Below are 25,271 nucleotides of genomic sequence, written 5' to 3'. Positions count from 1 at the left end.
TTGATTTTTTTTTAGGAGGAAAATATGCGAGTTAGAAATAAACCATGGGCTGATGATTTTATAAATGAACATTCTGAATATATTATTAGTAACCCTGAAGATTATTTAGGTAAATGGTCAACTAGATTTAATAATGATAATCCAATTCACATTGAAATTGGTTCTGGTAAAGGTCAATTTATAGTAGGAATGGCAAAAAAAAATCCCAATATTAATTATATTGGGATTGAAATTCAAAAAAATGTTATTGCTATGACATTGCAAAAAGTTGTGGCAGAAGAATTAGAAAATGTACAGCTAATTAATACAGATGGTAAATCAGTTGATAATTTCTTTAGTCTGGGAGAAATTCAAAAAATTTATTTAAACTTTTCTGATCCATGGCCAAAAACACGTCATATCAAGCGTAGACTAACTTCACCAGAATTCTTAAAAACTTATTATAATATTTTAAATGATAAGTCTGAAATTGAATTTAAAACAGATAATAGGGGTCTTTTTGAATACTCATTAATGAGTTTAAATAATTTTGGGATGACTTTTGATCATGTAAATCTTAATTTACATGATAGTGAAGAGTTAGTTGATAATGTTGAAACTGAATATGAAGCTAAGTTCAAAAGTAAGGGACCAATTTATAAGATATTAGCATTGGTTAATAAATAATTTATTTTTCTTTTTATCATATAAAAAATTATAAGATTCAAAGGTATTGTCTTTTTTGATATTAATTCCACAGTTATATTGATTTTGATTAATTGATTCATAGTTAATCCAAAAACCATAAATTTCTTGGTTAGAAAATTTATCAAGAAATAATTTTTGAATGTTTTTATGTATTTTATTATTTAAAAATTGTTTATTTTTTAATTTCAAGATTTTATAAAAATAGATGCTGCCAATTGAAAATGCAGTATACAATAATAATTTATTTTTCGTTTTGATATTATCAAATCCTTTTGATATAAGTTTTTTTTAACTTTGAATATTATACAACAATCATTGAAAAAATTGCGTTATAATTAATATTAACATAAATAAAGGGGGACTTTTAAAATGGAAGAATTACCTAAAGTAAGTTTAGAAGAATTGAATCAAAAGGTTAGTGATGGAAAATATATTTTATTTTTCTCAGCAACATGGTGTCCAGATTGTGCCTTTATTAAACCTGAAATGCCTGCAATAGTTGATGAATATCCTGATTATAAGTTCTTAGCTGTTGATCGAGATGAAAATATTGATTTAGCAAGAGATTTGAACATTATGGGAATTCCAAGTTTTGTTGCTTATGATAATGGTAAAGAAATTGGGCGTTTAGTTAATAAAGATCGTAAAACTAGAAAAGAAGTTGAAGACTTTATTAATTCTTTAAATTAATTAAAAGTGAGGATACCAATGTTAATTGCAAGTTATAATCCTAATCAAATAGGAGATGTTTTGATTTTGATTACAGGTCAAGGTAGTAAGAATCAAAATATTGAAATGAAAAATAATTGGGTTGAAATTAAAGATAATGATGAAGTCGTTGGATTTAATTTATTTAACGCATCTAAATTAATTCCAGAAATTGCTGAAATGAATGGAAAAATTGATTTAAGCGAAGATATGATTAAAACACTTAATTCTGATTTATTGAAGTCTGGTTTTGATTATCAATTTGAAATTAGTAATGAATCAGAATTTGTTGTTGGATTTGTTAATTCAATTAAAGAACATCCAAAATCAGACCATTTAAAAATAACAGAAACTATTATTGATAATGATAAAAAACTTCAAATTGTTAGTGGATCACCAAATATGCAAGAAAAAATTAAAGTTGTTGTTGCTAAAGTAGGAGCAATGATGCCAGATGGTTTAGTTATTTGGCCTGGAGAATTAAAGGGTGAAAAAAGTGATGGTATGATTGCTTCAGGAAGAGAACTTAGAATTCCAAATGCGCCAAACAAGCCGGGTGCTTTAATACTTCCAGATGAATATGAAATCGGTCAAGAATTTGATTTTGAAAAAGCTCAAAATTTATTTAGTGAATAATTAATATTCACTTTTTTTACATAAAAAACGTTAGGATGAGATTAATATGGGTCATTATGATGGTCCTGCTTTTTATCGAAAATATTTTAATGGAAAGATTCCATTTACTGATAAAAATAAGGAAAAAGAAAATTTAATACATGAGTCTGATGATACCGGTAAAGTTATCGATTCTAATAAGAATAATTTTATTCAAAAAAAAGAATCATTTGATGATAGTCATGAAATGAATGATGATTCTTCATGGTTAACAAGAACTAAAGAATTCAAGCCAAGTATAAAGGGTAGTTCTAATAAAACATATAAATTAAATAATAAATTAAGTGAAGCATATTTAGATATTATTCAAAAACTTTCGTTATCTGATGATGAGTTAATTAATATTGATACTGTAAGTGAAATTGATGAAATACCAGTAAATCAATCTGAAAATATATCTGATGAAGATGAAGTTTCAATAAATGATGATGAGCAAATCAATAATTATTTCGATGAACAAAAAGAAGATATTATTGAAGAAAAGAAAGATGATTTACTTACAAAAAGTTATGAAAACGATTATGAAAACGTTGTGGATAACTCTGAAAAAATTGATAAAAAACCCATTCTTGGCGGGGGATTGGGGCATTCCTTATCTGAGATAATGCAACAAGAAAATAGTTTGTCAGATCGAGCCCAATTATTTAATAATCATGTTATTGAAGAAAAGCATGATAATGATGAAGTTATAAATAATCCAGATAAAAAAGTGATTGATTCAAATAATTCTCAAATTAATAATCTGGAAGAAGTTGAACAAGTATCAAATCCAATTTCTGATGATAATAATTTTATTTCTAATAATGACAACAATATTATTAAGGATTATACAAAACCTTCTTGGAATTTATTAAAGGAACCTGTTACTCAAGATAGTGAAGATATGGATGAATGGATTCAAAACCAGTCAATTGCTTTAGACGATACTTTGAAAGCATTTAATGTTGATGCTAATGTTGTTGATTGGACGAATGGTCCAACTGTTACTCAATTTCAAATTAAATTGGCTCTTGGTGTAAAGGTAAGCAAAATAACTAATTTAGTTGATGATTTGAAACTTGCACTAGCGGCAAAGGATATTAGAATTGAAGCTCCTATTCCAGGTAAATCTACAGTTGGAATTGAAATTCCTAATCCAAATCCTAGACCGGTAATGTTATCTGAAATTTTGAATAGTAGGAAATTTAGAGAGTCTAATTCAATTTTAGATATTGCATTAGGGGTTAGCATTGAAGGTGAACCGGTTGTCGGAAATATTCAAAAAATGCCTCATGGATTAATTGCCGGTGCTACAGGTTCAGGTAAGAGTGTCTTTATTAATAGTTTATTATTATCTTTATTATATAAAGCATCACCAGATGAATTGAAATTGATTTTAATTGATCCTAAAGCTGTGGAATTAGCTCCATATAATGAATTACCACATTTAATTACACCTGTAGTTTCTGATCCAAAAGAAGCTTCAGCTGCACTTAAATGGGTTACAAATGAAATGGATGAAAGATATGAAAAGTTATCAGCAGCTGGAGTTAGGAATATTGAGCAATTCAATGAGAATGTAGAAAAGTCTAATGACAAATTATATAAAATGCCTTATATAGTTGTTATAATTGATGAATTAGCTGACTTAATGATGGTATCTTCTAACGAAGTTCAAGATTATATTGTTAGAATTACTCAAAAAGCTAGAGCAGCTGGAATTCATTTAATTATTGCTACACAAAGACCAAGTGTTGATGTAGTTACCGGAACTATTAAAAATAATATTCCTACTAGAACAGCATTTATGGTATCTAGTCAGGTTGACTCTAGAACTATTATTGATAGTGGCGGAGCTGAAAGATTACTAGGTAAAGGAGATATGCTTTTCTTAGGTAATGGATCTTCAAAACCAATTAGATTACAAGGAGCATTTGTAACAAATGATGAAGTTGAGGCAGTTACAAATGAGGTTAGAAAACAAGGTAAACCAAATTATGCTTTTCATCCTAAATCATTGTTAAAAAATGTTGATCAAGCTAAAAAGCATGATGAAATATGGAAAGAAGTATTAGAATATATATCAGATCAAGATAATATTTCAACTTCAAAATTACAAAGAGTATTTTCAATTGGTTATAATCGAGCGGCAACATTAATTGATGATCTTGAAACTAGTAATTATATTTCAGGACAGCATGGATCTAAACCAAGAGATGTTTATTTAACTAAAGAAGATTATCAGAAACTAAATATTTAATAAATTTGAATGGAGTGGTTATGATGGATAAAGATACAACTTATTTTTTTGTTGGTATTAAAGGAAGTGGAATGAGTGCTTTGGCATTGATTTTACATGATAGAGGTCTTAATGTTATGGGATCTGATATTGATAAATATACATTTACTCAAAGAGGCTTAGAAAAAGCAGGAATCGAAATTTTTCCATTTAATCCAGACAACATAAAGCCAGGAATGACAGTTATTGCTGGTAATGCTTTTCCAGATAGTCAACCAGAGATAAAAAAAGCAATAGATGAAAAAATACCTATGCAAAGATATCATGAATTTTTAGGAGATTTAATTTCTGGCTCAACCAGTATTGGGGTTGCAGGAGCACATGGTAAAACTAGTACTACAGGATTACTTTCTCATGTTTTAAAAGGTATCGCACCAACAGATTATTTAATTGGAGATGGAACAGGAAAAGGAACACCCGATGCTAGATTTTTTGTATATGAAGCTGATGAATATCGTCGTCATTTTTTAAAAACATATCCTGATTATGCAATTATGACCAATATAGACTTTGATCATCCTGATTACTATACTGGTATAGAAGATGTTTCTGATGCATTCCAGACCTATGCAAATCAAGTCAAAAAGGCTATTTTTGCTTGGGGTGATGATGAAAATTTACGAAAATTAACTGCAAAAGCACCAATTTATTATTATGGAACTAATGATAATGATGATATTCAAGCAATTAATATAAAAAGAACAACTTCTGGGTCTCAATTTGAAGTTTTATATAAAGGAACAAACTTAGGTGAATTCAAAATTCCATTGTATGGAGAACATAATATTTTAAATTCACTTGCGGTAATTGCAGTTTCTTATTTTGAGGAAATGGATTTAGATGAAATAAGAAATCAACTTTTAACTTTTAAAGGAGTTAAAAGAAGATTCTCTCAAATTAAAATCAATGATATGACTATTATTGATGATTATGCACATCATCCATCAGAAATAAAAGCTACTTTAGATGCTGCACGTCAAGAATATCCAAATAAAGAAATTATTGTTGTTTTTCAACCACATACTTTTAGTCGAACAATTGCTTATTTAGATGATTTCGCTAAAACATTAGTTAATGCAGACAAAGTTTATATAACAAAAATATATGGTTCTCCTAGAGAAAAATCTGGTAAGATTTCAAGCCAAGATTTAGTTGATAAAATTAAAAAAGATGGTGGATTAATTGAAAGAGAAGATATGTCACCATTATTAGATTATCATGATGCAGTAGTAATCTTTATGGGTGCTGGAGATATTCAATCTTATGAGCATGCATATCAAGATTTATTAACCCACTTAAGTAAAAAGATTAATTAAGGAGTTATAAAAATGGAAAATTATAATGAAAGAAGAATTGTTGGTAACAAAGAAGGAATTAATAAATTTTTTGCAAAGACATATGCTTGGATGGGATTAGCAGTTTTAGTATCTGGAATCTTTGCATTTCTAACTGCAACAGTTTGGTCTAATCAATTAGCTAATGTTTATGGAAGTTCTTTTAAAAGTATTTTAATGTTCGTAGTTTTAATTGGATTTAGTTTTGCAATTAATCATGCAGCAATTAAAAATCCAGTCTTAGGTTTTGTTTTATTAATGGGATTTGCAGCATTTATGGGATTTTCATTAGGCTCAATTTTCTTGGTTTATAGTATTGGAAATATTGCATCAGCATTTATTGGTAGTGCAAGTATTTTCGGATCAATGAGTTTATTTGGTTTATTAACTAAACGTGATTTAACGAGTGTTGGTACTCAAGTTTATGCTGCCTTAATTGGAGTAATTGTTGCTTCCGTTGTTAATTTATTCTTGAGAAGTTCAATGATTGTTTTAGTAATTTCAATTATTACAGTAATTATTTTTACTTTATTAACAGCGTATGATACACAGAAATTAAAAAGTATGTATAATAATTCAGATGAAATAGGTGTATCTGCATCAAGTTTAGCTGTAATTGGTGCAATGGATTTATACATGGACTTCTTGAATTTATTTATTAATTTATTACAAATTCTTGGAATTTTTGGTGGCGACGATAACTAAATAAAATGGCGTAAATCATAATTGATTTATGCTTTTTTTATCTATTTGATAAAAAATAAATTTATTAGTGTTAAAATTATAGTAATTATTATGGATTAGGGAGAGTTTTATGAAAAGAAAAAAAGTTCTTTTAATTGATGGGAACTCGATTGCATATAAAGCTTTTTTTGCTTTGTATACTGCAATGGATAATTTTGTAAATGATGAAGGAATTCATACCTCAGCAATATATGGTTTTAATAAAATGTTGGATATTGTATTGGATGAAGAAAAACCAGATTATGTTTTGGCAGCTTTTGATGCAGGTAAAACAACTTTTAGAACTAAAATGTTTGATACTTACAAAAGTGGCAGAGCTAAAACACCAGATGAATTAAGAGAACAATTTCCTTATTTAAAAGATTTATTAAATGCTAGAGGGATTAAAACTTATCAAATTGATAATTATGAAGCAGATGACATAATTGGAACAATTGCGAAAGAAGCAGATGAAAAAGGATTATTAACAACAGTTATAACTGGTGATCGAGATTTAACACAATTATGTTCTGAAAATACTTCAGTTAGTGTTTCAATTAAAGGAGTTACTCAAATTGAAAAGTATACTCCAAATCATGTTAAAGAAAAATTAGGGATTGATTATACTCAAATTATTGATATGAAAGGTCTTCAAGGAGATACTTCAGATAATTATCCAGGCGTAGAAAAAGTTGGACCAAAAACTGCAATTAAATTATTACAACAATTTGGAACAATTGAAGGTATCTACGAAAATATTGATGCAGTGTCTGGAAAAAAATTAAAAGAACATTTAATTAATGACAAAGAACAAGCCTTTTTGTCAAAACAATTGGCAACAATTAAGCGTGATGCGCCAATTAATATTTCTATCGATAATCTTGAATACTTAGGCAATAAAGATAAAGAATTAAGTGATTTTTATCAAAAAATGAATTTTAACAGTTATTTAAGTGAATCTGAAAAAGAAAGTAAACCATTAGAAAATATTGAATATATTGAATTGAATGAGGATAATTTAAGTTTACTAAATGAATCTAAGAATGATATTTCTTTTAATTTAGAAATGATTGATGCAAATTATCACAATTCAGATTTTGTTGGTTTTTCTATTGGAACTAAGAATTCTTTTTTTGTTTCCAGTAATTTAGATTTATTAAGTAAGGATCCTTTAAAGTCGATTTTGGAAAGTGATTCAATTCAAAAAAATGTTTTTGATTTAAAAAGACAAATTGTTGGATTAAATCGTTTAGGAATTAATTTAAAGAATATTAATTTTGATATGTTGTTGGTCTCTTATTTATTAAATACTTTAGATAATAGTAACGATATGGCAAAAATTTCTGCAAGACACGGATTTAATGATTTACAAACAGATGAAAACTTCTATGGTACAGGAGTTAAACGTGCAATTCCTACTGAAAAAGAAAAAATATATGATTATTTAGCTAGAAAAATCAATGCTATTGAGTCATTAAAAAAATCTATGCTTGACGAATTAAAAAATCATCAGCAGTTTGATTTATATCGTAATATTGAATTACCAGTTTCAAAAGTTTTAGCAGAGATGGAAATTCAAGGTATTACAGTTGACCAACAAACTTTAGAAGAATTGAAGAGTAAATATATTGAAAGATTAAGTGAATTTCAATTAGAAATTTATAATCAAGCAGGTGAAGAATTTAATATAGGTTCACCTAAACAACTTGGAAAGATTCTTTTTGAAAAATTGCAACTTCCTGTAATTAAAAAGACTAAAACAGGTTATTCAACTTCAGTTGATGTGTTAGAAAAATTGGCTGATCAGTCTCCAATCGTTAATAATATATTACAATATCGTCAATTATCTAAATTGATTTCAACCTATTTAGAAGGACTAATTAAAGTTATTTATCCGTCTGATCAAAAAGTTCATACAAGATATTTGCAGACATTAACTCAAACAGGTAGATTATCATCTGTAGATCCAAATTTACAAAATATTCCGGTTAAAAGTGAAGATGGACGTAGAATTAGAAAAGCTTTTAAACCAGAAAAAGAAGGTTGGAAGATTTTTTCTTCGGATTATTCTCAGATTGAATTGAGGGTACTGGCTTCACTATCTAATGATGATAATATGAAACAAGCGTTTATTAACGGCGAAGATATTCATGAAGCAACTGCTAAAAGAATTTTTGAATTAGATGATGATGCTGTAATTTCAAAAAATATAAGAAGACAAGCTAAAGCGGTTAATTTTGGAATTGTTTATGGAATTAGTGCATATGGTCTTTCTAATAATGTTGGGATTTCAAGACAAGATGCTCAAAAGTTTATTGATAAATATTTTGAAGAATATCCAGGAATTAAAAAGTATATGGATAGTACAATTGAATTTGCAAAAGAAAATGGTTATGTAGAAACAATTTCAAGTCGAAGAAGATATATTGATGATATAAATGCTAAGAGTTTTCAAAAACGTTCATTTGCTGAAAGAACAGCAATGAATTCACCAATTCAAGGTAGTGCTGCAGATATTATCAAGATTGCAATGGTTAATATGCAAAATGTTATCAAAGAAAAAGGATTAAAATCTAAATTATTATTGCAAGTGCATGATGAATTAATATTTGAAGCTCCAAATGATGAAATTGAAATCTTAGAAAATCTTGTTCCTAAAGTAATGGATTCAGCAATTGAATTAAATGTACCTTTAAAAGTTGAAAGTCATTATGGTGAAAATTGGTATGATTTAAAATAAGGAGGGATTCTAATGCCAGAATTACCAGAAGTAGAAACGGTTAGAAGAGGATTAACTCAATTAGTTGAGGGATCAAAAATAATAAGCGCAAATGCTTATTACGATAAAATGCTCAATATTAGTATTAACGATTTTGAGAATACCTTAAAAGATAAAACAATTGAAAAAATTGATAGAAGAGGTAAATATTTACTTTTTAGATTAAGTGATAACTATACGATTGTTTCTCATCTAAGAATGGAAGGTAAATATGATGTTCAACCTGATAATTCTCCATTAGATAAACATACTTATGTAGTTTTTCATCTTAATAATGATCGAGAGCTTAGATATAATGACACAAGAAAATTTGGTAAAATGTCATTAGTTAAAACAGGTGATGAGTATCAGTTGTCAGGATTAAAATCAATTGGACCAGAACCAACTTATGATACATTAAAATTTGAATACTTAAAGCAAAGATTAATGAAGGGTAAAAGAAAATTAAAAGCCTTTTTATTAGATCAAGATAATGTTGCTGGATTAGGAAATATCTATGCTGATGAAGTATTGTGGATGTCAAAAATTAACCCAGAACAAATTACAAATACTTTAAGTGATAATGAAATTAAAGCTTTAAGAGAAAATATTATAAAAGAAATAGATGCTGCAACTAAAGGACATGGAACTACAGTTCATTCTTATTCCAATGCTTTTGGTGAAGCAGGACAATTTCAAAATAATTTACATGCCTATGGAATGAAGGATAAGCCTTGTTCAAGATGTGGAACTAATTTTGAAAAAATTAAGGTTGCTCAAAGAGGAACTACATTTTGTCCAAAATGTCAGATGATGCATGGTGATCAAAGTGAATAAAATCATTGGATTAACTGGTGGAATTTCGACTGGTAAATCAACTGCTAGTAAATATTTAAGTAAACAGGGATGTTATATTATTGATTGTGATGAAATAGTTCATCAATTGTATAAAGAAAATATTGATTTAAATTCAGAAGTAATTAATTATTTTGGTTCAAGAATTGAATTAAATGGAAAAGTTGATTTAAAAGAATTATCAAAGTTAGTGTTTAATAGTCAACAATCTTTAAATATTTTAATGCAAATGATATTTCCTTATATTGAAAAGGAAATCAAACAAAAAATCAAAAATAATAAAAATGAAATAATTATTGTTGATGCTCCTACTTTTTTTGAAATGGGATTAAATCGATTTGTTGATTATACTTTAGTAATAAGTAGTGATAAAATTATTCAATTAAGCAGGTTAATGAACCGAAATAATTTAAGTATTGTAGAAGCACAAAAAAGAATTAAAGCACAGTGGCCAATGGATATTAAAGAAAGATTATCAGATTTTGTTATTGATAATTCTTATGGTGTAAATGAATTAAAATCAAGTTTAAATATTTGGTTAAAAGAAGTAAAAACTTTATGAGGTGTTAATATAATGTTTTGTCCAAGATGTCATGCAGAAAGTTGTAAGGTTATTGATAGTCGTCCAAGTAATGATCGAAGAGATATTAAAAGAAGAAGAGAATGTGAATCATGTTCATTTCGATTTACCACTTATGAAAGAATAGAATTCCCACCAATTCTAGTAGTAAAAAAGAATGGAAACAGAGAAGAATTTAATCGAGAAAAAATTCTTAGAGGAATAATCAGATCAGCTGAAAAAAGACCAGTTTCAATGGATACAATGAATAATATTATCAATGTTGTAGAAACTAAAATTAGAGATTTGGGATCCAATGAAGTTAGAAGCGACTTAATTGGTGAATATGTAATGGAAGAGTTAAAAGATGTTGATGAAATATCGTACATTCGATTTGCGAGTGTCTATCGTCAATTTAGAGATATGTCTGTTTTCTTTAATGAATTAAAAGATGTTTTAGATAAAGATAAAAAAGGTGAGTAATTATGATTGATGAAATTGAACCTAAATCATCATTTATGATAATAAATTTTAGTGGAGAAAGTGACTTTAATAGTAAAGCTTTTGACTTATTGTATCAGCCAATTATTGGTTTAGATGCTTATGGATTGTATAAATTATTCTTGAATCTAAAGGATAATGAATTACATAATCATTATGAAATTATGAATATTTTACAATTAGATAAAAAGGCATTTATTAAAGCTAGATATAGATTAGAAGGTTCAGGACTTTTAAAGGTTTATAGTAAGTCAGTTTCTAATCAAATCATTTTAAATTATGAATTAGTTAATCCTTTACAACCTAAACAGTTTTTTAATGAAGATCTTTTGAGCATTTTATTTCTTGAGATGGTTGGCGAAAGTAGATTCTTAGAATTGAGTAATCGATTTAAGAGTAATGATGAAATTATTAATAATTCAGAAGAAATAACTAAGAATTTTTTTGATGTTTTTAATGTAAATTATAATAATCTATCGGATAAGCCTAGAGTTATTGAAAATTATCAAAAAGAAAATACTGTCAAATCGTCAATTGAAAAAGACTTTTATGTTGATGATTTTGATTTTAAATTATTATTGGAAATTTTAGGAAAATCATTTGTTGATATTGAACAAGTTAAAAAAGAGAAAGACATGATAACTTCAGAACATCAAGTTTATGGAATAAATGAATTAGATATGAGTCGATATATTGAAAAGGCAACTAATTTTACAAATAATTTATTTGATGTTAAAAAATTGCAGTTATTAATATCACGTGATTATCAAATGTTTAATTCAAATAACAATAATAACGAATTAACAAATGAATCTAATAAAGAAGAAATAAATCAAAATCAATTTTCGAAAAAGCAACAGCAAGTTATAAAAATTGCAAATGATTTAGCACCAATTCAATTTTTAAATTCATTAAAGCACCAAAAAGGTGGATTTACTACTAGTGGAGAAGAGCGAATTATTAAAGATTTAATTCGAAATAATATTTTAAATAAATCAGTAGTAAATATTTTGATTTATCATATTTTAATTGATCAATCATTGCCAACCTTAAATAAAAATTTAGTTGATACGATTGCTAATGATTGGAAGCAAAAAAATATTCAAACGGTTGAACAAGCAATGTTTGAAATTAAAAATAGAAATACTACACCTAAGGTAACTAAAAAATATAATAAGAAGAATTATAAACAAAATAATGTAATTGAAACTTTACCTGATTGGGCTAATTCAGACGAATATAAAAAAACTAAGAAAAACGATGTAGATGTTGACGAATTAAATAAAAAATTAAATGCCCAGCTAAATAAGAGAAAAGATAAAAAGGAGGATGACTAATGAAAGATTTAGGATTTGAAATGGAAAGTTCTTTAAAAAAGAATAATGCATTAAAAAAATATCATGATTTAATGAATCAAGTATATGAAGATAAAGATGTTAAAGATTTTTTAAATCAAAATCAAGATAAGTTATCGAAAGATGCTATCATTAAGTCATCAGCCAAGTTATACGAATTTTTTAATGAAAAAAATAAAATAAATAAAGGTCAATCTAATTTTGCTAATGGATATATTCCTCAACTCGTTATGAATAATTCATTGATAGATGTTTCTTATGTTGCTAGTCCAGAATTAATAAAACAAAGAGAAAACGAAAAGAATAATAAATTGATTCAGACTATATCAATGCCAAAAGATGCTATAAATGCTGATATTTTAAATTATGATAAAGATAATGGAAGAATTGAAGCCTTAAGTGAAGCTTTAGATTTTATTGAAAATTACAAAACTAATTCAAATAATTTTCATAAAGGATTATATTTATATGGACCATTTGGAACAGGTAAAACTTATTTGTTAGGAGCAATTGCTAACGAATTAGCTAATAGTGGTGTTCAGAGTTTATTACTTCATTTTCCAAGTTTTATTGTCGAATTGAAAAATTCAATTGGTAATTCCAATATTTCAAACAAGTTAGATCGTATTAAAAAAAGTGAAATTTTAATGATTGATGATATTGGGGCTGACTCAATGTCTTCTTGGGTTAGGGATGATATTTTAGGTACAATTTTGGAATATCGAATGCAAAATGAATTATCAACATTCTTTTCATCTAATTTTTCAATGCAGCAATTTGAAGATGAACATTTAAAGGTTAATCAAAGAGGGGATATTGAGCCCCTTAAGGCAAAACGATTAATGGAAAGAATTTATTTTTTGGCTGATGAAATTGAAGTTACTGGTAGGAATCGTAGAAGATCATGAAATTGACATTGTAAAATAATAATGTTATAAATTTATGTATAGTAAAGACATGGCTATAATTTGTATTTCTAAGAGAGAGTGATATTTTCTGTAATTCACTTGTTTGCAAATTTTGGTTACCACTTTATTTATTTTTTGAATATATTTTTCAATGAGTGTCTAATTAAATTAGATTAAATTGGGTGGAACCACGTTAATAACGTCCCAGGTATTATTTATATAATACCTGGGACTTTTTTTAGGAGAGGTGTTTAATTATGGACAAATTACAATTCGTATTTCCAGATGGAAGTATTAAAGAATTTGAAGATGGAGTTTTAGCTGAAGATATCGCAAAATCTATCTCAGTTAGTTTAGCTAAGAAATCTGTAGCTGCAAAAATTGATGGAGTATTAGTTGATTTTTTCAAACCATTACATAAAGGTGGAAAAATTGAAATTATTACTAAAGATTCAGATGAAGCTAATTCTTTGTTAAAAGAAACTGGATCTTTAGCCTTACAAAGTATTTTAAAGAATAAATACAGTGATATTAAATTCGGATTGAGTGAAAATGATGAGGAAGGATTCTTTTTAGATACTGAAAAAGATGAAAATCAAGTTAGCTCAGATGAATTAGAAACACTAGAAAATGAAATCAAAAAAATGATTGGAGTTAATGCTTCAATTAAAAGAGTTGTTTTAAATAAAGAACAAGCTTTATCAGAAGTTGAAAATGATAAATATCAATCTAAATTAATCTTAGATCAAATTGATGAAAATAATGAAGTATTATTTTATGAAGTAAATGATCAATTAATTTTGGCTCAAGATATTGTTTTACCTAGTTTGAAAGATTTAAAACATTTTCGTTTATTATCAGTAGCTGGTGCATATTGGGAAGGTAAATCTTCTAATGCGATGTTACAAAGAATTTATGGAACAGCTTTCTTTAAAGAAGATGATTTAAAAGAAGATTTACGTTTAAGACAAGAAGCTAAAGAAAGAGATCATAGAGTTATTGGTAACCAACTTGATTTATTCTTCGTTGATCCAAAAGTAGGTGCTGGTTTACCATACTGGATGCCTAATGGTGCAACAATTAGAAGAACGGTTGAAAGATATATTACTGATAAAGAATTATCTCATGGTTATGAACATGTATATACTCCTGTTCTAGCTAATTTAGATTTATATAAACAATCTGGGCATTGGGATCATTATCGTGAAGATATGTTCCCACCAATGGATATGGATGATGATGAAATGTTGGAACTACGTCCAATGAATTGTCCCTCACATATTCAAGTATATAAGCACCATATAAGATCATATCGTGAACTACCATTAAGAATTGCTGAACTAGGAATGATGCATAGATATGAAAAATCAGGTGCTTTAAGTGGATTACAACGAGTAAGAGAAATGACATTAAACGATGGTCATACATTTGTTGCTCCTAATCAAATTAAAGATGAATTCAAAAAAATTCTTAATTTAATGATGGAAGTTTACAGTGATTTTGATATTAACGATTATAAGTTCAGATTAAGTTATCGTGATCCTGAAAACACTGAAAAGTATTTTGATGATGATGAAATGTGGAATAAAGCTCAATCAATGTTAAAAGGTGCAATGGATGAATTGAATCTTGATTATGTTGAAGAAGAAGGTGAAGCAGCATTTTATGGTCCAAAATTAGATGTTCAAACTAAAACTGCCTTAGGTAATGAAGAAACTTTATCTACAATTCAATTTGATTTCATGTTACCTGAAAGATTTGATTTGAATTATGTAGGTGAAGATGGTCAAAATCATCGTCCAGTTATGATTCATAGAGGATTAGTTTCTACTATGGAAAGATTTACTGCTTACTTAATCGAAATGTACAAGGGTGCATTCCCAACTTGGTTAGCTCCACAACAAGTTAAAATCATTCCAGTTAGTGAAGAAAAACATGGAGATTATGCAAGAAAAATCAATGAAAAGTTAACTTCAATGAAAATTAGATCAACTGTTGATGAACGTGCTGAAAAAATGGGTTACTTAATAAGAGATGCTCAAACTCATAAAGTTCCATATACTGTTGTCGTTGGAGAAGATGAAGTATCTAATGAAAAAGTTTCTGTGAGAAAATACGGTGAAGAGAACAGTGAAACTTATGGTATTACAGAATTTATTGAAAGTGTTTTAGAAGATATTTCTGAGTATTCTAGAAATACTAAAAAGTAATTTGACATATTAGGTTTTTATTGATATTATAATTAATAGAAAAAAGCAGAAGCTTCCCGCTTCTCGCCTTAGGAACATAAGTTGCTGGGCATATGTCGAATGAAAGTTTCATTTCTACGGAACATGGCGGGTGCTTTAGTGGCATCCGCTATTTTTCTGCTTTTAATTAAATGGAGGTGAAATACAATAGCAAAAGATAAATTAGTAAATGATGGTATTTTTGCCAATGAAATGATGGTTATTGATGCTGAAGGAAACCAATTAGGTTTAAAAAGTAAAAGTGAAGCATTAGAAATAGCTGATCAAGCAAATTTAGATTTAGTAATGGTAGCTCCAAAAGCTAAACCACCAGTTGCAAAAATATTAGATTACGGTAAGTATCGTTTTGAGCAACAAAAGAAAGAACGTGAAAATCGTAAACGTCAAAAAGTTGTTAGTGTTAAAGAAATTCGTTTAAGTCCTACTATTGATACAAATGATTTTAATACTAAATTAAACAACACTCGTAAGTTCTTATCAAAAGGTGAAAAAGTAAGAGTTTCTATTCGATTTAAGGGTAGAGCTATTACACATAAAGAAATTGGTAGAGAAGTTCTTACTAAAATGGCTGAGGCTACAAATGATGTTGCAACTGTAACTCAAAAAGCTAAAATGGAAGGTCGTAGCATGTTCTTAATGCTATCACCAAATACTGACAAAAAATAATATTTTATTATCTAGGAGGAACCAATCATGCCAAAAATTAAAACAAATAGAGCTGCTGCAAAGCGTTTCAAAAAAACTGCTAAAGGCGGTTTAAAAAGTGCACATGCATTTACAAGTCACCGTTTCCACGGTAAGACAAAGAAACAACGTAGACAATTACGTGGAACTCACATGATGAACAAAACAAACGTTAAACGTTACTTAAAATTACTATCAAAATAATTTATAACTAAGAGGAGGAATTTACTATGCCACGAGTAAAAGGCGGAACAGTTACACACGCACGTCGTAAACGAGTACTTAAATTAGCTAAAGGATACAGAGGTGGAAAACGTCGCTTATTCAAGACTGCTAAAGATCAAGTAATGAAGTCACAAGAATATGCTTTCCGTGACCGTCGTAATAATAAAGGTAACTTTAGAAAATTATGGATTGCAAGAATTAATGCTGCTGCAAGAATGAACGGTATGAGCTACAGCAAATTTATGCACGGTTTAAAATTAGCAAATGTTGATATGAACAGAAAAATGCTTGCTGATTTAGCTGTAAATGATGAAAAAGCTTTTGCTGATTTAGCAGAAACTGCTAAGAAAGCTTTATAAAATGAAACTTCCACCTCTGTATAGTGTGAGGTGGAAGTTTTTTCTAATTTTAGAAGAATAAAATTTCTTCTAGTACATAATAATAAGGAGATAATAATGCTAAAAAAATTTAAACCTACGTGGATGGTTAAATCAATTTATGATATATCACCTAGCCAATTAAAAAAGCATAATATTAAAAATATATTAACTGATTTAGATAATACATTAATTGCATGGAACGATAAAAATAGTACTAATCGATTAAAATCATGGCTAGATTATATGTCTAAAAATGAAATTAATGTTGTGGTTGTTTCAAATAATCAGAAACGTAGAGTTCAAAAAGCATTGGAAGGATTGGACGTTTCATATATATATCGTTCAATGAAACCAACTTCTTATGGAATTAATAAAGCGATTAAAGAGTTTTCTTTTGATAAAAAGGAATCCGTAATGATAGGAGATCAACTCTTAACAGACATATTAGGTTCAAATATTTCTCATGTTAAAAGTATTTTGGTTAAACCATTAGTACCTTCTGATGCATGGGTTACAAAAGGTAATCGTATAATAGAAAAATTTATATTAAATCAATTAGCAAAAAAAGATAAAAATTTTTACTGGAAGGAAGACATTTAAATGGTATTAGATGAAGAATTATACTGTATCGGTTGTGGAGCTAAGATTCAAAGTGAAAATCAAGATGAAATTGGTTATACTCCTGAATCAGCAATAGCAAAAGGATTAGAAAGTGGAGAATTATATTGTCAAAGATGTTTTAAACTTAGACATTATAATGAAATACAATCAGTTGATTTTGATGACGATGATTTTTTAAAGTTGTTAGATAAAATTGGACAGACCAATTCTTTAGTTGTTTATGTTATTGATATCTTTGATTTTAATGGAAGTTTAATTCCTGGGTTACAAAGATTTATTGGAAATAATCCTATTTTATTAGTTGGAAATAAAATGGATTTAATACCATCTTCAATTAATAAAAAGAAATTAAAGGATTGGATTAGACAACAAGCTAATAAAGCTCAAATAAAACCAATTGGAATTGAAATGGTATCAGCCAAAACTAATCAATCCGTTGATAATTTATTAGATGTAATTCAAAAAAATCAAGAAGATCGAGATGTATATGTTGTCGGAGTAACTAATGTTGGTAAATCTACATTAATTAATCAAATAATTAGACAAAATACTGGTGATAGCCAAGTTATTACTACATCAAGATTTCCTGGGACAACTTTAGATCAAATTGAAATCCCATTAGATGATGGACATTCATTGATTGATACCCCTGGTGTTATTCATCGTGAACAAATGGCGCATTATTTGAATCCAAAAGATTTGAAATATGTTTCACCTAGTAAATTAATAAAACCTAAAAGTTATCAATTAAATCCAGAACAAACATTATTTTTCGGTGGATTAGGCCGTTTTGATTATATAAAAGGTGATTCTAAAAAAGGATTTACTGTTTATGTTTCAAATGATTTATTAGTTCATAGAACTAAAACTGATAATGCTGATAACTTTTATGAAAAACATTTAGGAGGGTTATTAACTCCACCTTCTGAATACAGTGAAGATTTGGAATTATATCGAAAAGAATTTAAAGTTGAAGAAAAAAGTGATGTTGTAATTGAAGGGTTAGGATGGATAACAGTACCTAAAGATACAATTGTTGCTGCATATGCTCCAAAACATGTTTCAATATTAATTAGAAAATCAATGATTTAAAAGGGAGAAAAATTAAATAAATGAAATTAAGAGGTAAACAGAAAAGTTTTTTAAGAGCGCAGGCAAATCAGATTAAACCAGTTTTTTCTATTGGAAAGAATGGTTTAAGTGATTTATGGCTTAATGAAGTACAAGAAGTTATAAATAACCGTGAATTAATTAAAGTTAATATTCAACAAGCATCAGATATAACGGTAGAAGAAGCAAAAAGTTTTATTGAAGAAAATAGTAATATTCAAGTTGTTCAAACAATCGGAAGAACATTATTATTATTTGTAGTTTCCAAAAAAGAGAATAAAAGAAAGATTTCAATTGATGTAGCAGAAATATAAAGGTTTAATTATATGAATAAAAAGAAACAAAGAATTGGTATTTTAGGTGGAACTTTTAATCCAATTCATAATGGACATTTAATTATTGCTAATCAAGCTTATGACCAATTAGAATTGGACAAAGTTCTTTTTTTACCTGATTACATTCCGCCACATGTTGATAAAAAAGAAGCAATTTCAGCTAATAAAAGAGTTGAAATGATTGAGAAATCGATCGAAAATTATAAACAATTTGATATTGAATTATTGGAAATTGAACGTAAAGGTAAGAGCTATACGTATGATACGATTAAAAAATTAATTGAAATTAATCCTAACGTTGAATATTATTTTATAATTGGTGGCGATATGGTTGACTATTTACCAAAATGGTACCGAATTAAGGATTTATTTGATATGATAAATTTTGTTGGTGTTAAAAGATTGGGATCTTCGGGTAAATCTAATGAAAATATTTTGTGGATTGATTGTCCTTTGATTCAAATATCATCTTCTTTAATTAGAGATTATATACAAAAAAATAAATCGATTGAATTTTTAGTACCAGAAAAAGTTAATAAATTTATTAAGGAGCATCATTTATATGAATGAAAGATATGATTATAAAAAATATAGTGATTTTGATCGTAATCAAATAATTAATAAATTAAAAAATAACTTAACAGATTCAAGATTTGAACACTGTTTAAGAGTTGAAAGTGAAGCAATTAGAATAGCAATTAATAATAATTATGATTCTGAATTAGCAGGTTTAGCAGGTTTAGTTCATGATTATGCAAAACAAATGTCAGATGATAAATTTAAACAGTATATTCGAGAATATAGGTTAGATGAAAATCTTTTAAATTATGGTAACGAAATTTGGCATGGATATGTAGGATATCTAATTATTCAACAAGAACTTGGAATTAATGATTCAAGGATTTTAAATGCTGTAAGATATCATACAATTGGTTCTTCACATATGGAAAAACTATCAAAAATAATTTTTATGGCTGATTATATTGAACCAAATAGGAACTTTCCAGGTGTAGAAAATGCTAGAAAAATTACTAATTCTAGTTTAGATGAAGGTGTAATTTTTCAAATAAAAAATACAATGATATATTTAGTAGAAAATGGAAATAAAATCTATCCTAGAGCTTTAGATGCCTATAATAGGATTGTTGATTTAAATAATTAAGGAGATAATTTATTGATTAAAAAAAATTTAGAAATAATTGTTAAAGCAGCCGATAATAAAAGAGCAAATGATATTATAGCTTTAGATACAGAAAATATTAGTGTGATGGCTGATTATTTTGTAATTATGGATGCTTCTAGTGAAAGACAAGTAAAAGCAATCGCTGATAATATTGTTGAAAAATTAAATGAAAATAAAGTTGAAATTAATCAAGTTGAAGGAAAAAATGAAGCTAATTGGATTTTAATTGATGCTGGAGATATCATTGTTCATGTATTTAAAAAAGAACAACGTGATTTTTATAATCTTGAAAAATTATGGTCAAATGCATCACTTGTTAATTTAAATGAATGGATTGAAGAAGATTGATTTTTAATGAATTTGCAACATTTTATGATGAATTATTTGATCCACAAATGTATCAAAAATGGGCTTATTTTGTAAAAAACAATTATAATAAAGGACAAAAAATTCTTGATTTAGCATGTGGTACTGGAAAACTTATTTCAATCTTGAAAAAAGAAGGATATCGAGTTGAGGGTTCTGATTTATCAGATGAAATGTTAGCAATTGCAGATTTTAATTTAAAAGAAGCAGGATTTAACGTTCCATTGTATAATGCAAATATGTTAGATATGAGCGATTTAGACATTTATGATGGAATTACTTGTTTTGATGATTCATTATGTTATTTAAGTAATTATGATGATTTAAAGTTAGCTTTTAAACAAATATATCAACATTTAAATAATAGTTCTTTGTTTTCTTTTGATGTTATAACACCATATCAAGTTAATGAAGTTTATCCAGGATATATGTATAATTATCGAGACGAAACAAGAGCATTTATGTGGACCTCATATTTAACGGATGAATTAAACGTTATTGAACATGATTTATCTTTTTTCCTATTCAATAAAAATAATCAAGCATATGATGAATATAATGAATTGCATGTAGAAAAAACATATACAATTGATGATTATAAAAATGCTTTAATTCAAGCTGGGTTTAATAATATTAAAGTTACTTCAGAATTTGGTGAAGCTAAAATTAAAGATGATTCAACTAGATGGTTTTTTACTTGTTCAAAAGGATAATAGTGGTGATAAAGTGAAATCTGTTGGTATTATTGCAGAATATGATCCATTTCATAATGGTCATAAGTATCAGATTAAAAAAGCAAGAGAAGAAACAAAAGCTGATGTTGTAATTGTTGTTATGAGTTCGAATTTTACACAAAGAGGAGAACCAGCCATTTTTGACAAATGGACAAGGACAAGAATGGCTCTTGAAAATGGTGTTGATATGGTTATTGAATTACCAATTCAGTCTGCAGTTCAACCTGCAAATATTTTTGCTAAAAAAGCTGTTGAATTAATTGAGAGTTTAAACTGCGATTTTATTGCTTTTGGTGCAGAGCATTCTGAAACTGATTTTTTTGAATTAAGTAAAAAAGAACTTTCATTAAATGATGAAGACTTAATGGAAGATAATAATAACTTTGCATCTAATTATCAAAAACTTTTTTTCAAAAAATTTGGAGTTGATTTATCTTATCCAAATGATAATCTTGCTTATTGGTATGCGGTTGCTATTAGAAAAATTAGTTCGAAATTAAAAATGGTTCCTATTCAAAGAATTGAAAGTAATCATGGAGATTTAGTATTAGGTAAAAATATATCTAGTGGTAAATCAATAAGACTCGCTTTAATGAATCATCAAATAATAAATCATATGGTTCCTAAAACATCAATTAATTTAAAAAAGTTAAAACCTATTTATTGGAATGATTATTTTCCTTTTTTGAAGTTTAAAATTTTAACAGCTAGTATATTTGATTTACAAAAAATATATCAAATGACAGAAGGGTTAGAATATAAACTGAAAAAAGAAATTGTTAATGCAAATACTTTTGTTGAATTTATGAACAAGATTAAAAGTAAACGTTATACTTATACAAGATTACAAAGGTTATTAGTTTATGTTTTATTTTCAATTACTGAGGATGAAATTAATTCTGTAAATTCATCAATTAGAATTTTAGGATTTAATAATTCAGGAAAATGTTTTTTAAATGAAAACAAAAAGAAAATTGAGTTACCTATTTTTACTAAAACTACAAAAAAAATGATTGAAGAAAATATACCAATTGAATTTAAATCTGGTCAAATTGTTGAGATGATAAATGGTCAAACACAGGATTTATTTAAATATCCAATTATCATTAAAAACTAGATGGTATCAAGGATATAGCCTTGACAATAAAAAAATTGGTATGTATAATTATGCTTGTTGCATTGGAGGTTTATTATGAAATGGTCTTTTGAGTATCTTCAAGATTATAAAAATCATCCTCTTGAAGAAGAACAAACTTTAAATTTGAGAGATTCGTTAATGAAAAGATATCCTGAAGATATCTTAGATGCTTCTCCGATTAATGTATCTGTTCAAGTTATTAATGATCAAGGAGACATGATTGTTGATGCTAAGGTTGAAGGTAAAATTGTTGTTCCTTCAAGTAGATCATTAGAACCAGTTGAATTACCATTAAATTTTAGTTTTACTGAAATATATGTTGATGCTGAGTCTAAGTTAGATCGATATGAAAAAACAGTAGTTGTTTTACTTGTTGATGAAAAAGAAAAGATTATTGACTTCGACAAAGCTGTTGAAGATAATATTATTGTTCAAATACCAATGCATGTTCTATCTCCAGAAGAGTCTGAAAACAATATTATGCCTGAAGGTAATGATTGGAAAGTTATATCAAAAGAAGATATAGACGAATCTGAAAAAGATAGTAAAAATGTTGATCCACGTCTTGCTAAGTTAAAAGATTTTTATAATGATTAAACTTTTGTAAGGCTTAAAAATTTCACTAGTGGATATTTTTAAATAAGGGAGGTTCTAAAAATGGCTGTACCAAAGAGAAAAACTTCTAAAACAAAGAAGAATATGCGTAGAGGTCACATTAAATTAAGTGTACCTGGCATGAGCGCTTGTCCTAATTGTGGAGAAATGCGTAAATCTCACTATGTATGTCCTAGTTGTGGCTTCTATGACGGAAAAGAAGTTGCTGCTGCTAAGAAAGACTAGTAAGTGTTAAAAAAACCAAAAGCGCCATGGGCTTTTGGTTTTTTTATTCTTTTAAGCCCTAAAATATTTGGATTGATATCCTTATACAATAGGGCTTTTTATTTATTAATTTTTTTATAATAAAGGACTTATTCTAATTAGAATAAGTCCTTTATATATTTATTTAAGATGTTTTATGGTTTTCTATTTTGTTTTCCAGCGTTTCTTTTATGATTTTCATTATTATTACTACTATTTGAATTATTATTATGTTGAGTTTGTTGTGATTCTTTATTTTCTTTGTCATCATTTTCAAATAACTCAATTAAGTCATCAGTTAAAACAACTTTAGGCGGATTTTGTTTTGCATCTTCAAGAATTTTTTCTCTCATTTTAGGTCTATATAAGTTAATAATTAATGTTTGTATAACAGCAAATATACCACCTATGAAGAAATAAATTCCAAGACCTGCAGGTGATTGAAGAGATACAAAGAAAATCATAATGGGACTTAGAAGCATCATATATTTCATTTGTTTTTTTTGTTCTTCAGGAACTCCAAGTAAAGAAACATAACTTTGAACTAAATAAATAAGTAAGGCTGCTACTGCTAATGGAATAGACTTTTGTCCAAGTTTAATACCCATAAATACAGTATGTGATAACTCTGGTGAGTATCTAATAGCCGAATAAAGAGCTGCAAATACAGGCATTTGTATAATAAGAGGTAAACAGCCAATTCCACCAGTCATACTAATTCCGTTTTCTCTGTAAATTTCCATAGTTTTTTGACTGAGCATCATTTGTTGTTGTTGAGTTTTAGCTTTTTTTTGCATTTCTTGAATTTTTTGCATTTGTGGCTTTATCAAATTCATTTTTTCTTGTTGTAGAGTAGATTTTTTCATTTGATTAACCATTAATGGTAATAAAATTAATCTAACAGCTATAGTTATTACAATTAAAGACCAACCATAGTTACCTGTAAAATTAGCAATTACTTCCATTAACTGTTGACCTGGTTTGGCTAAATATTTATAAACCATTCCATAAGGATTTCCGTTGGCATCATGTCTAACACAACCAGTTAAAAAAAGACTTAAAGCGGTAATTAGTGACAGGATACTAAATTTTTTATTCACTTTCATTTAAATTCCCCTTGTTTGTTTAAATATCAATCCCTTTAATATTACATTACTGTATTTATTTGTTCAATCCTGTAATGATAAATGTTTAAATAATTTAAAAAAGTAATTATTTTAAGTAAGAAGTAATTGATTTGTGTTAAAATTATATAAATAAGATGAATGGATGTTATTTATGGATAAAATTTTATCAAAACATAATAAGAACGTTAAAGAGTGGCAAAAATTAAAAACGTCAAAAGGACAAAAAAAAGAAAATTCATATATTATTGAAACTTGGCATTTAGTTGAAGAAGCTATTAATTATAACCAAGAAATTGAATTAATTTTAGTAACTGAAGAAAAATATAATTTTTTTAAAGAAAAAATAAATGATTTTAATGTAACAATTATTTCTGAAGAGGTTGCAAATAGTATTTCTTCAACTGTTACCAATCAGGGTATTTTTGCAATTTGTAAAATATCATATAATTATTTTGAAGTAGATACCGATTTTAAAGGTGGTTGGATTTTATTAGATAATGTTCAAGATCCTGGAAATATTGGAACTATTGTAAGAACTGCTGATGCTGCTGGTTTAAAAGGCGTTGTATTTGGTGAAGGTACAGCTAATATGTATAATGATAAAGTATTAAGATCAATGCAGGGAAGTCAGTATCATGTTAAACTAGTAAATTCATCAATTGAAAAAGTCATTGAAGAATTTAAAGAACATGAAATAAATGTTTATGGAACTGAACTAAATCCTGATGCATATGATTATACTCAAATAAAACCTACTGAAGATTTTGCATTAATTATGGGCAATGAAGGAAATGGAATGCGTGATAATTTAATTAAAAGCACAGATAAAAATTTATACATTCCAATTAAGGGTTCAGCTGAATCTTTAAATGTTGCAATCGCAGCAGCTTTAATAATGTTTAAAATAAAGAAATAATTTA

General features: G+C 27.4%; 29 protein-coding genes and 1 other annotated feature. Of the genes, 27 read left to right on the top strand and 2 right to left on the bottom strand.

The features are described from left to right. Positions 1–24: 24 nt before the first annotated feature. On the top strand, positions 25–666 hold the full coding sequence (gene trmB, locus GSH19_RS03145) for a tRNA (guanosine(46)-N7)-methyltransferase TrmB (RefSeq protein WP_237026474.1): 642 nt from the start codon (positions 25–27) through the stop codon (positions 664–666). On the opposite strand, the gene GSH19_RS03140 is transcribed toward trmB, so the two are convergent. After that, positions 646–876: a hypothetical protein gene (locus GSH19_RS03140; protein ID WP_237026468.1), complete on the bottom strand. Its 231-nt coding sequence runs from the start codon at positions 874–876 to the stop codon at positions 646–648. The genes trmB and GSH19_RS03140 overlap by 21 nt on opposite strands. 180 nt (positions 877–1,056) lie before the next feature. On the opposite strand from GSH19_RS03140, the gene GSH19_RS03135 reads away from it, so the two are divergent. From GSH19_RS03135 to rpmF, 25 genes are all read left to right on the top strand, one after another. Then, complete coding sequence (locus tag GSH19_RS03135; RefSeq protein ID WP_237026466.1) at positions 1,057–1,377, top strand: thioredoxin family protein; 321 nt, start codon at positions 1,057–1,059, stop codon at positions 1,375–1,377. 18 nt (positions 1,378–1,395) lie between these two features. Then, on the top strand, positions 1,396–2,031 hold the full coding sequence (ytpR, locus tag GSH19_RS03130) for a YtpR family tRNA-binding protein (RefSeq protein WP_237026459.1): 636 nt from the start codon (positions 1,396–1,398) through the stop codon (positions 2,029–2,031). 46 nt (positions 2,032–2,077) lie between these two features. Continuing rightward, positions 2,078–4,309, top strand: coding sequence for a DNA translocase FtsK (locus tag GSH19_RS03125; RefSeq protein ID WP_237026458.1), 2,232 nt, complete (start codon positions 2,078–2,080; stop codon positions 4,307–4,309). Positions 4,310–4,332: 23 nt separating this feature from the next. After that, positions 4,333–5,664: a UDP-N-acetylmuramate--L-alanine ligase gene (gene murC, locus GSH19_RS03120; protein WP_237026457.1), complete on the top strand. Its 1,332-nt coding sequence runs from the start codon at positions 4,333–4,335 to the stop codon at positions 5,662–5,664. Positions 5,665–5,676: 12 nt separating this feature from the next. Next, positions 5,677–6,387, top strand: coding sequence for a Bax inhibitor-1/YccA family protein (locus tag GSH19_RS03115; RefSeq protein ID WP_237026456.1), 711 nt, complete (start codon positions 5,677–5,679; stop codon positions 6,385–6,387). 109 nt (positions 6,388–6,496) lie between these two features. Continuing rightward, positions 6,497–9,145 carry a DNA polymerase I gene (polA, locus tag GSH19_RS03110; protein WP_237026455.1) on the top strand — a complete coding sequence of 883 codons (2,649 nt, stop codon included), beginning with the start codon at positions 6,497–6,499 and terminating at the stop codon, positions 9,143–9,145. A gap of 12 nt (positions 9,146–9,157) precedes the next feature. Next, on the top strand, positions 9,158–10,000 hold the full coding sequence (mutM, locus tag GSH19_RS03105) for a DNA-formamidopyrimidine glycosylase (RefSeq protein WP_237026454.1): 843 nt from the start codon (positions 9,158–9,160) through the stop codon (positions 9,998–10,000). Then, positions 9,993–10,580, top strand: coding sequence for a dephospho-CoA kinase (gene coaE, locus GSH19_RS03100; protein WP_237026453.1), 588 nt, complete (start codon positions 9,993–9,995; stop codon positions 10,578–10,580). The genes mutM and coaE overlap by 8 nt, the downstream gene beginning before the upstream one ends. A 12-nt stretch (positions 10,581–10,592) precedes the next feature. Further along, positions 10,593–11,060 (top strand): transcriptional regulator NrdR, encoded by a 468-nt coding sequence (gene nrdR, locus GSH19_RS03095; RefSeq protein ID WP_237026452.1) that lies wholly within the window; start codon positions 10,593–10,595, stop codon positions 11,058–11,060. A gap of 2 nt (positions 11,061–11,062) precedes the next feature. Further along, a complete protein-coding gene (locus GSH19_RS03090) occupies positions 11,063–12,415 on the top strand; it encodes a DnaD domain protein (protein WP_237026451.1) in 1,353 nt (450 codons plus the stop codon). Continuing rightward, positions 12,415–13,341, top strand: coding sequence for a primosomal protein DnaI (gene dnaI, locus GSH19_RS03085; RefSeq protein ID WP_237026450.1), 927 nt, complete (start codon positions 12,415–12,417; stop codon positions 13,339–13,341). Before GSH19_RS03090 ends, dnaI begins: the two co-directional genes overlap by 1 nt. 257 nt (positions 13,342–13,598) lie before the next feature. Then, the gene (gene thrS / locus GSH19_RS03080) at positions 13,599–15,551 is read left to right on the top strand and encodes a threonine--tRNA ligase (protein WP_237026449.1); all 1,953 of its coding nucleotides are present in this window, start codon (positions 13,599–13,601) and stop codon (positions 15,549–15,551) included. Between the two features lie 37 nt (positions 15,552–15,588). Further along, positions 15,589–15,714 (top strand) — a sequence feature (ribosomal protein L20 leader region). A gap of 23 nt (positions 15,715–15,737) precedes the next feature. Further along, positions 15,738–16,256, top strand: coding sequence for a translation initiation factor IF-3 (gene infC / locus GSH19_RS03075; RefSeq protein ID WP_370636143.1), 519 nt, complete (start codon positions 15,738–15,740; stop codon positions 16,254–16,256). A gap of 27 nt (positions 16,257–16,283) precedes the next feature. After that, positions 16,284–16,478, top strand: coding sequence for a 50S ribosomal protein L35 (rpmI, locus tag GSH19_RS03070; protein ID WP_237026447.1), 195 nt, complete (start codon positions 16,284–16,286; stop codon positions 16,476–16,478). 26 nt (positions 16,479–16,504) lie between these two features. Next, the gene (gene rplT / locus GSH19_RS03065; protein WP_237026446.1) at positions 16,505–16,858 is read left to right on the top strand and encodes a 50S ribosomal protein L20; all 354 of its coding nucleotides are present in this window, start codon (positions 16,505–16,507) and stop codon (positions 16,856–16,858) included. A gap of 96 nt (positions 16,859–16,954) precedes the next feature. Beyond that, positions 16,955–17,479, top strand: a complete 525-nt coding sequence (locus GSH19_RS03060) for a YqeG family HAD IIIA-type phosphatase (protein ID WP_237026445.1) — start codon at positions 16,955–16,957, stop codon at positions 17,477–17,479. Next, a complete protein-coding gene (gene yqeH, locus GSH19_RS03055) occupies positions 17,480–18,592 on the top strand; it encodes a ribosome biogenesis GTPase YqeH (RefSeq protein WP_237026444.1) in 1,113 nt (370 codons plus the stop codon). Positions 18,593–18,612: 20 nt separating this feature from the next. Continuing rightward, complete coding sequence (locus GSH19_RS03050) at positions 18,613–18,924, top strand: YhbY family RNA-binding protein (RefSeq protein ID WP_237026443.1); 312 nt, start codon at positions 18,613–18,615, stop codon at positions 18,922–18,924. A gap of 12 nt (positions 18,925–18,936) precedes the next feature. After that, the gene (locus tag GSH19_RS03045; RefSeq protein WP_237026442.1) at positions 18,937–19,515 is read left to right on the top strand and encodes a nicotinate-nucleotide adenylyltransferase; all 579 of its coding nucleotides are present in this window, start codon (positions 18,937–18,939) and stop codon (positions 19,513–19,515) included. Then, entirely contained in the window at positions 19,508–20,107 is a 600-nt protein-coding gene (gene yqeK, locus GSH19_RS03040; RefSeq protein WP_237026441.1) for a bis(5'-nucleosyl)-tetraphosphatase (symmetrical) YqeK, read from the top strand. The genes GSH19_RS03045 and yqeK overlap by 8 nt, the downstream gene beginning before the upstream one ends. Before the next feature lie 12 nt (positions 20,108–20,119). Beyond that, positions 20,120–20,476 carry a ribosome silencing factor gene (gene rsfS / locus GSH19_RS03035; RefSeq protein ID WP_237026440.1) on the top strand — a complete coding sequence of 119 codons (357 nt, stop codon included), beginning with the start codon at positions 20,120–20,122 and terminating at the stop codon, positions 20,474–20,476. Further along, on the top strand, positions 20,473–21,207 hold the full coding sequence (locus GSH19_RS03030) for a class I SAM-dependent methyltransferase (RefSeq protein WP_237026439.1): 735 nt from the start codon (positions 20,473–20,475) through the stop codon (positions 21,205–21,207). Before rsfS ends, GSH19_RS03030 begins: the two co-directional genes overlap by 4 nt. After that, a complete protein-coding gene (locus GSH19_RS03025) occupies positions 21,167–22,345 on the top strand; it encodes a nucleotidyltransferase (RefSeq protein WP_237026438.1) in 1,179 nt (392 codons plus the stop codon). Before GSH19_RS03030 ends, GSH19_RS03025 begins: the two co-directional genes overlap by 41 nt. Positions 22,346–22,420: 75 nt before the next feature. Continuing rightward, on the top strand, positions 22,421–22,963 hold the full coding sequence (locus GSH19_RS03020) for a DUF177 domain-containing protein (RefSeq protein ID WP_237026437.1): 543 nt from the start codon (positions 22,421–22,423) through the stop codon (positions 22,961–22,963). Between the two features lie 60 nt (positions 22,964–23,023). Continuing rightward, positions 23,024–23,206 (top strand): 50S ribosomal protein L32, encoded by a 183-nt coding sequence (gene rpmF, locus GSH19_RS03015; RefSeq protein ID WP_237026436.1) that lies wholly within the window; start codon positions 23,024–23,026, stop codon positions 23,204–23,206. Positions 23,207–23,379: 173 nt separating this feature from the next. Here rpmF and yidC read toward each other — a convergent pair whose 3' ends face one another. Next, entirely contained in the window at positions 23,380–24,330 is a 951-nt protein-coding gene (gene yidC, locus GSH19_RS03010; RefSeq protein WP_237026435.1) for a membrane protein insertase YidC, read from the bottom strand. Between the two features lie 172 nt (positions 24,331–24,502). Between yidC and GSH19_RS03005 the strand changes: the two genes are divergently transcribed. Beyond that, the gene (locus tag GSH19_RS03005; RefSeq protein ID WP_237026434.1) at positions 24,503–25,267 is read left to right on the top strand and encodes an RNA methyltransferase; all 765 of its coding nucleotides are present in this window, start codon (positions 24,503–24,505) and stop codon (positions 25,265–25,267) included. Positions 25,268–25,271 lie beyond the last annotated feature (4 nt).

The organism is Lactobacillus sp. S2-2 (assembly GCF_021698855.1).
GTDB lineage: Bacteria > Bacillota > Bacilli > Lactobacillales > Lactobacillaceae > Fructilactobacillus.
This window is presented reverse-complemented; position numbering and strand designations above follow the sequence as displayed.

Coding starts and splice junctions, on each gene's coding strand:
- mutM (WP_237026454.1), top strand. CDS start 9,158: ATGCCAGAATTACCAGAAGTAGAAACGGTTAGAAGAGGATTAACTCAA.
- rpmI (WP_237026447.1), top strand. CDS start 16,284: ATGCCAAAAATTAAAACAAATAGAGCTGCTGCAAAGCGTTTCAAAAAA.
- GSH19_RS03005 (WP_237026434.1), top strand. CDS start 24,503: ATGGATAAAATTTTATCAAAACATAATAAGAACGTTAAAGAGTGGCAA.
- trmB (WP_237026474.1), top strand. CDS start 25: ATGCGAGTTAGAAATAAACCATGGGCTGATGATTTTATAAATGAACAT.
- murC (WP_237026457.1), top strand. CDS start 4,333: ATGGATAAAGATACAACTTATTTTTTTGTTGGTATTAAAGGAAGTGGA.
- GSH19_RS03045 (WP_237026442.1), top strand. CDS start 18,937: ATGAATAAAAAGAAACAAAGAATTGGTATTTTAGGTGGAACTTTTAAT.
- GSH19_RS03115 (WP_237026456.1), top strand. CDS start 5,677: ATGGAAAATTATAATGAAAGAAGAATTGTTGGTAACAAAGAAGGAATT.
- dnaI (WP_237026450.1), top strand. CDS start 12,415: ATGAAAGATTTAGGATTTGAAATGGAAAGTTCTTTAAAAAAGAATAAT.
- GSH19_RS03135 (WP_237026466.1), top strand. CDS start 1,057: ATGGAAGAATTACCTAAAGTAAGTTTAGAAGAATTGAATCAAAAGGTT.
- GSH19_RS03060 (WP_237026445.1), top strand. CDS start 16,955: ATGCTAAAAAAATTTAAACCTACGTGGATGGTTAAATCAATTTATGAT.
- yqeK (WP_237026441.1), top strand. CDS start 19,508: ATGAATGAAAGATATGATTATAAAAAATATAGTGATTTTGATCGTAAT.
- nrdR (WP_237026452.1), top strand. CDS start 10,593: ATGTTTTGTCCAAGATGTCATGCAGAAAGTTGTAAGGTTATTGATAGT.
- GSH19_RS03125 (WP_237026458.1), top strand. CDS start 2,078: ATGGGTCATTATGATGGTCCTGCTTTTTATCGAAAATATTTTAATGGA.
- yidC (WP_237026435.1), bottom strand. CDS start 24,330: ATGAAAGTGAATAAAAAATTTAGTATCCTGTCACTAATTACCGCTTTA.
- rplT (WP_237026446.1), top strand. CDS start 16,505: ATGCCACGAGTAAAAGGCGGAACAGTTACACACGCACGTCGTAAACGA.
- polA (WP_237026455.1), top strand. CDS start 6,497: ATGAAAAGAAAAAAAGTTCTTTTAATTGATGGGAACTCGATTGCATAT.
- GSH19_RS03020 (WP_237026437.1), top strand. CDS start 22,421: ATGAAATGGTCTTTTGAGTATCTTCAAGATTATAAAAATCATCCTCTT.
- GSH19_RS03050 (WP_237026443.1), top strand. CDS start 18,613: ATGAAATTAAGAGGTAAACAGAAAAGTTTTTTAAGAGCGCAGGCAAAT.
- ytpR (WP_237026459.1), top strand. CDS start 1,396: ATGTTAATTGCAAGTTATAATCCTAATCAAATAGGAGATGTTTTGATT.
- GSH19_RS03090 (WP_237026451.1), top strand. CDS start 11,063: ATGATTGATGAAATTGAACCTAAATCATCATTTATGATAATAAATTTT.
- yqeH (WP_237026444.1), top strand. CDS start 17,480: ATGGTATTAGATGAAGAATTATACTGTATCGGTTGTGGAGCTAAGATT.
- thrS (WP_237026449.1), top strand. CDS start 13,599: ATGGACAAATTACAATTCGTATTTCCAGATGGAAGTATTAAAGAATTT.
- GSH19_RS03025 (WP_237026438.1), top strand. CDS start 21,167: ATGATTCAACTAGATGGTTTTTTACTTGTTCAAAAGGATAATAGTGGT.
- rpmF (WP_237026436.1), top strand. CDS start 23,024: ATGGCTGTACCAAAGAGAAAAACTTCTAAAACAAAGAAGAATATGCGT.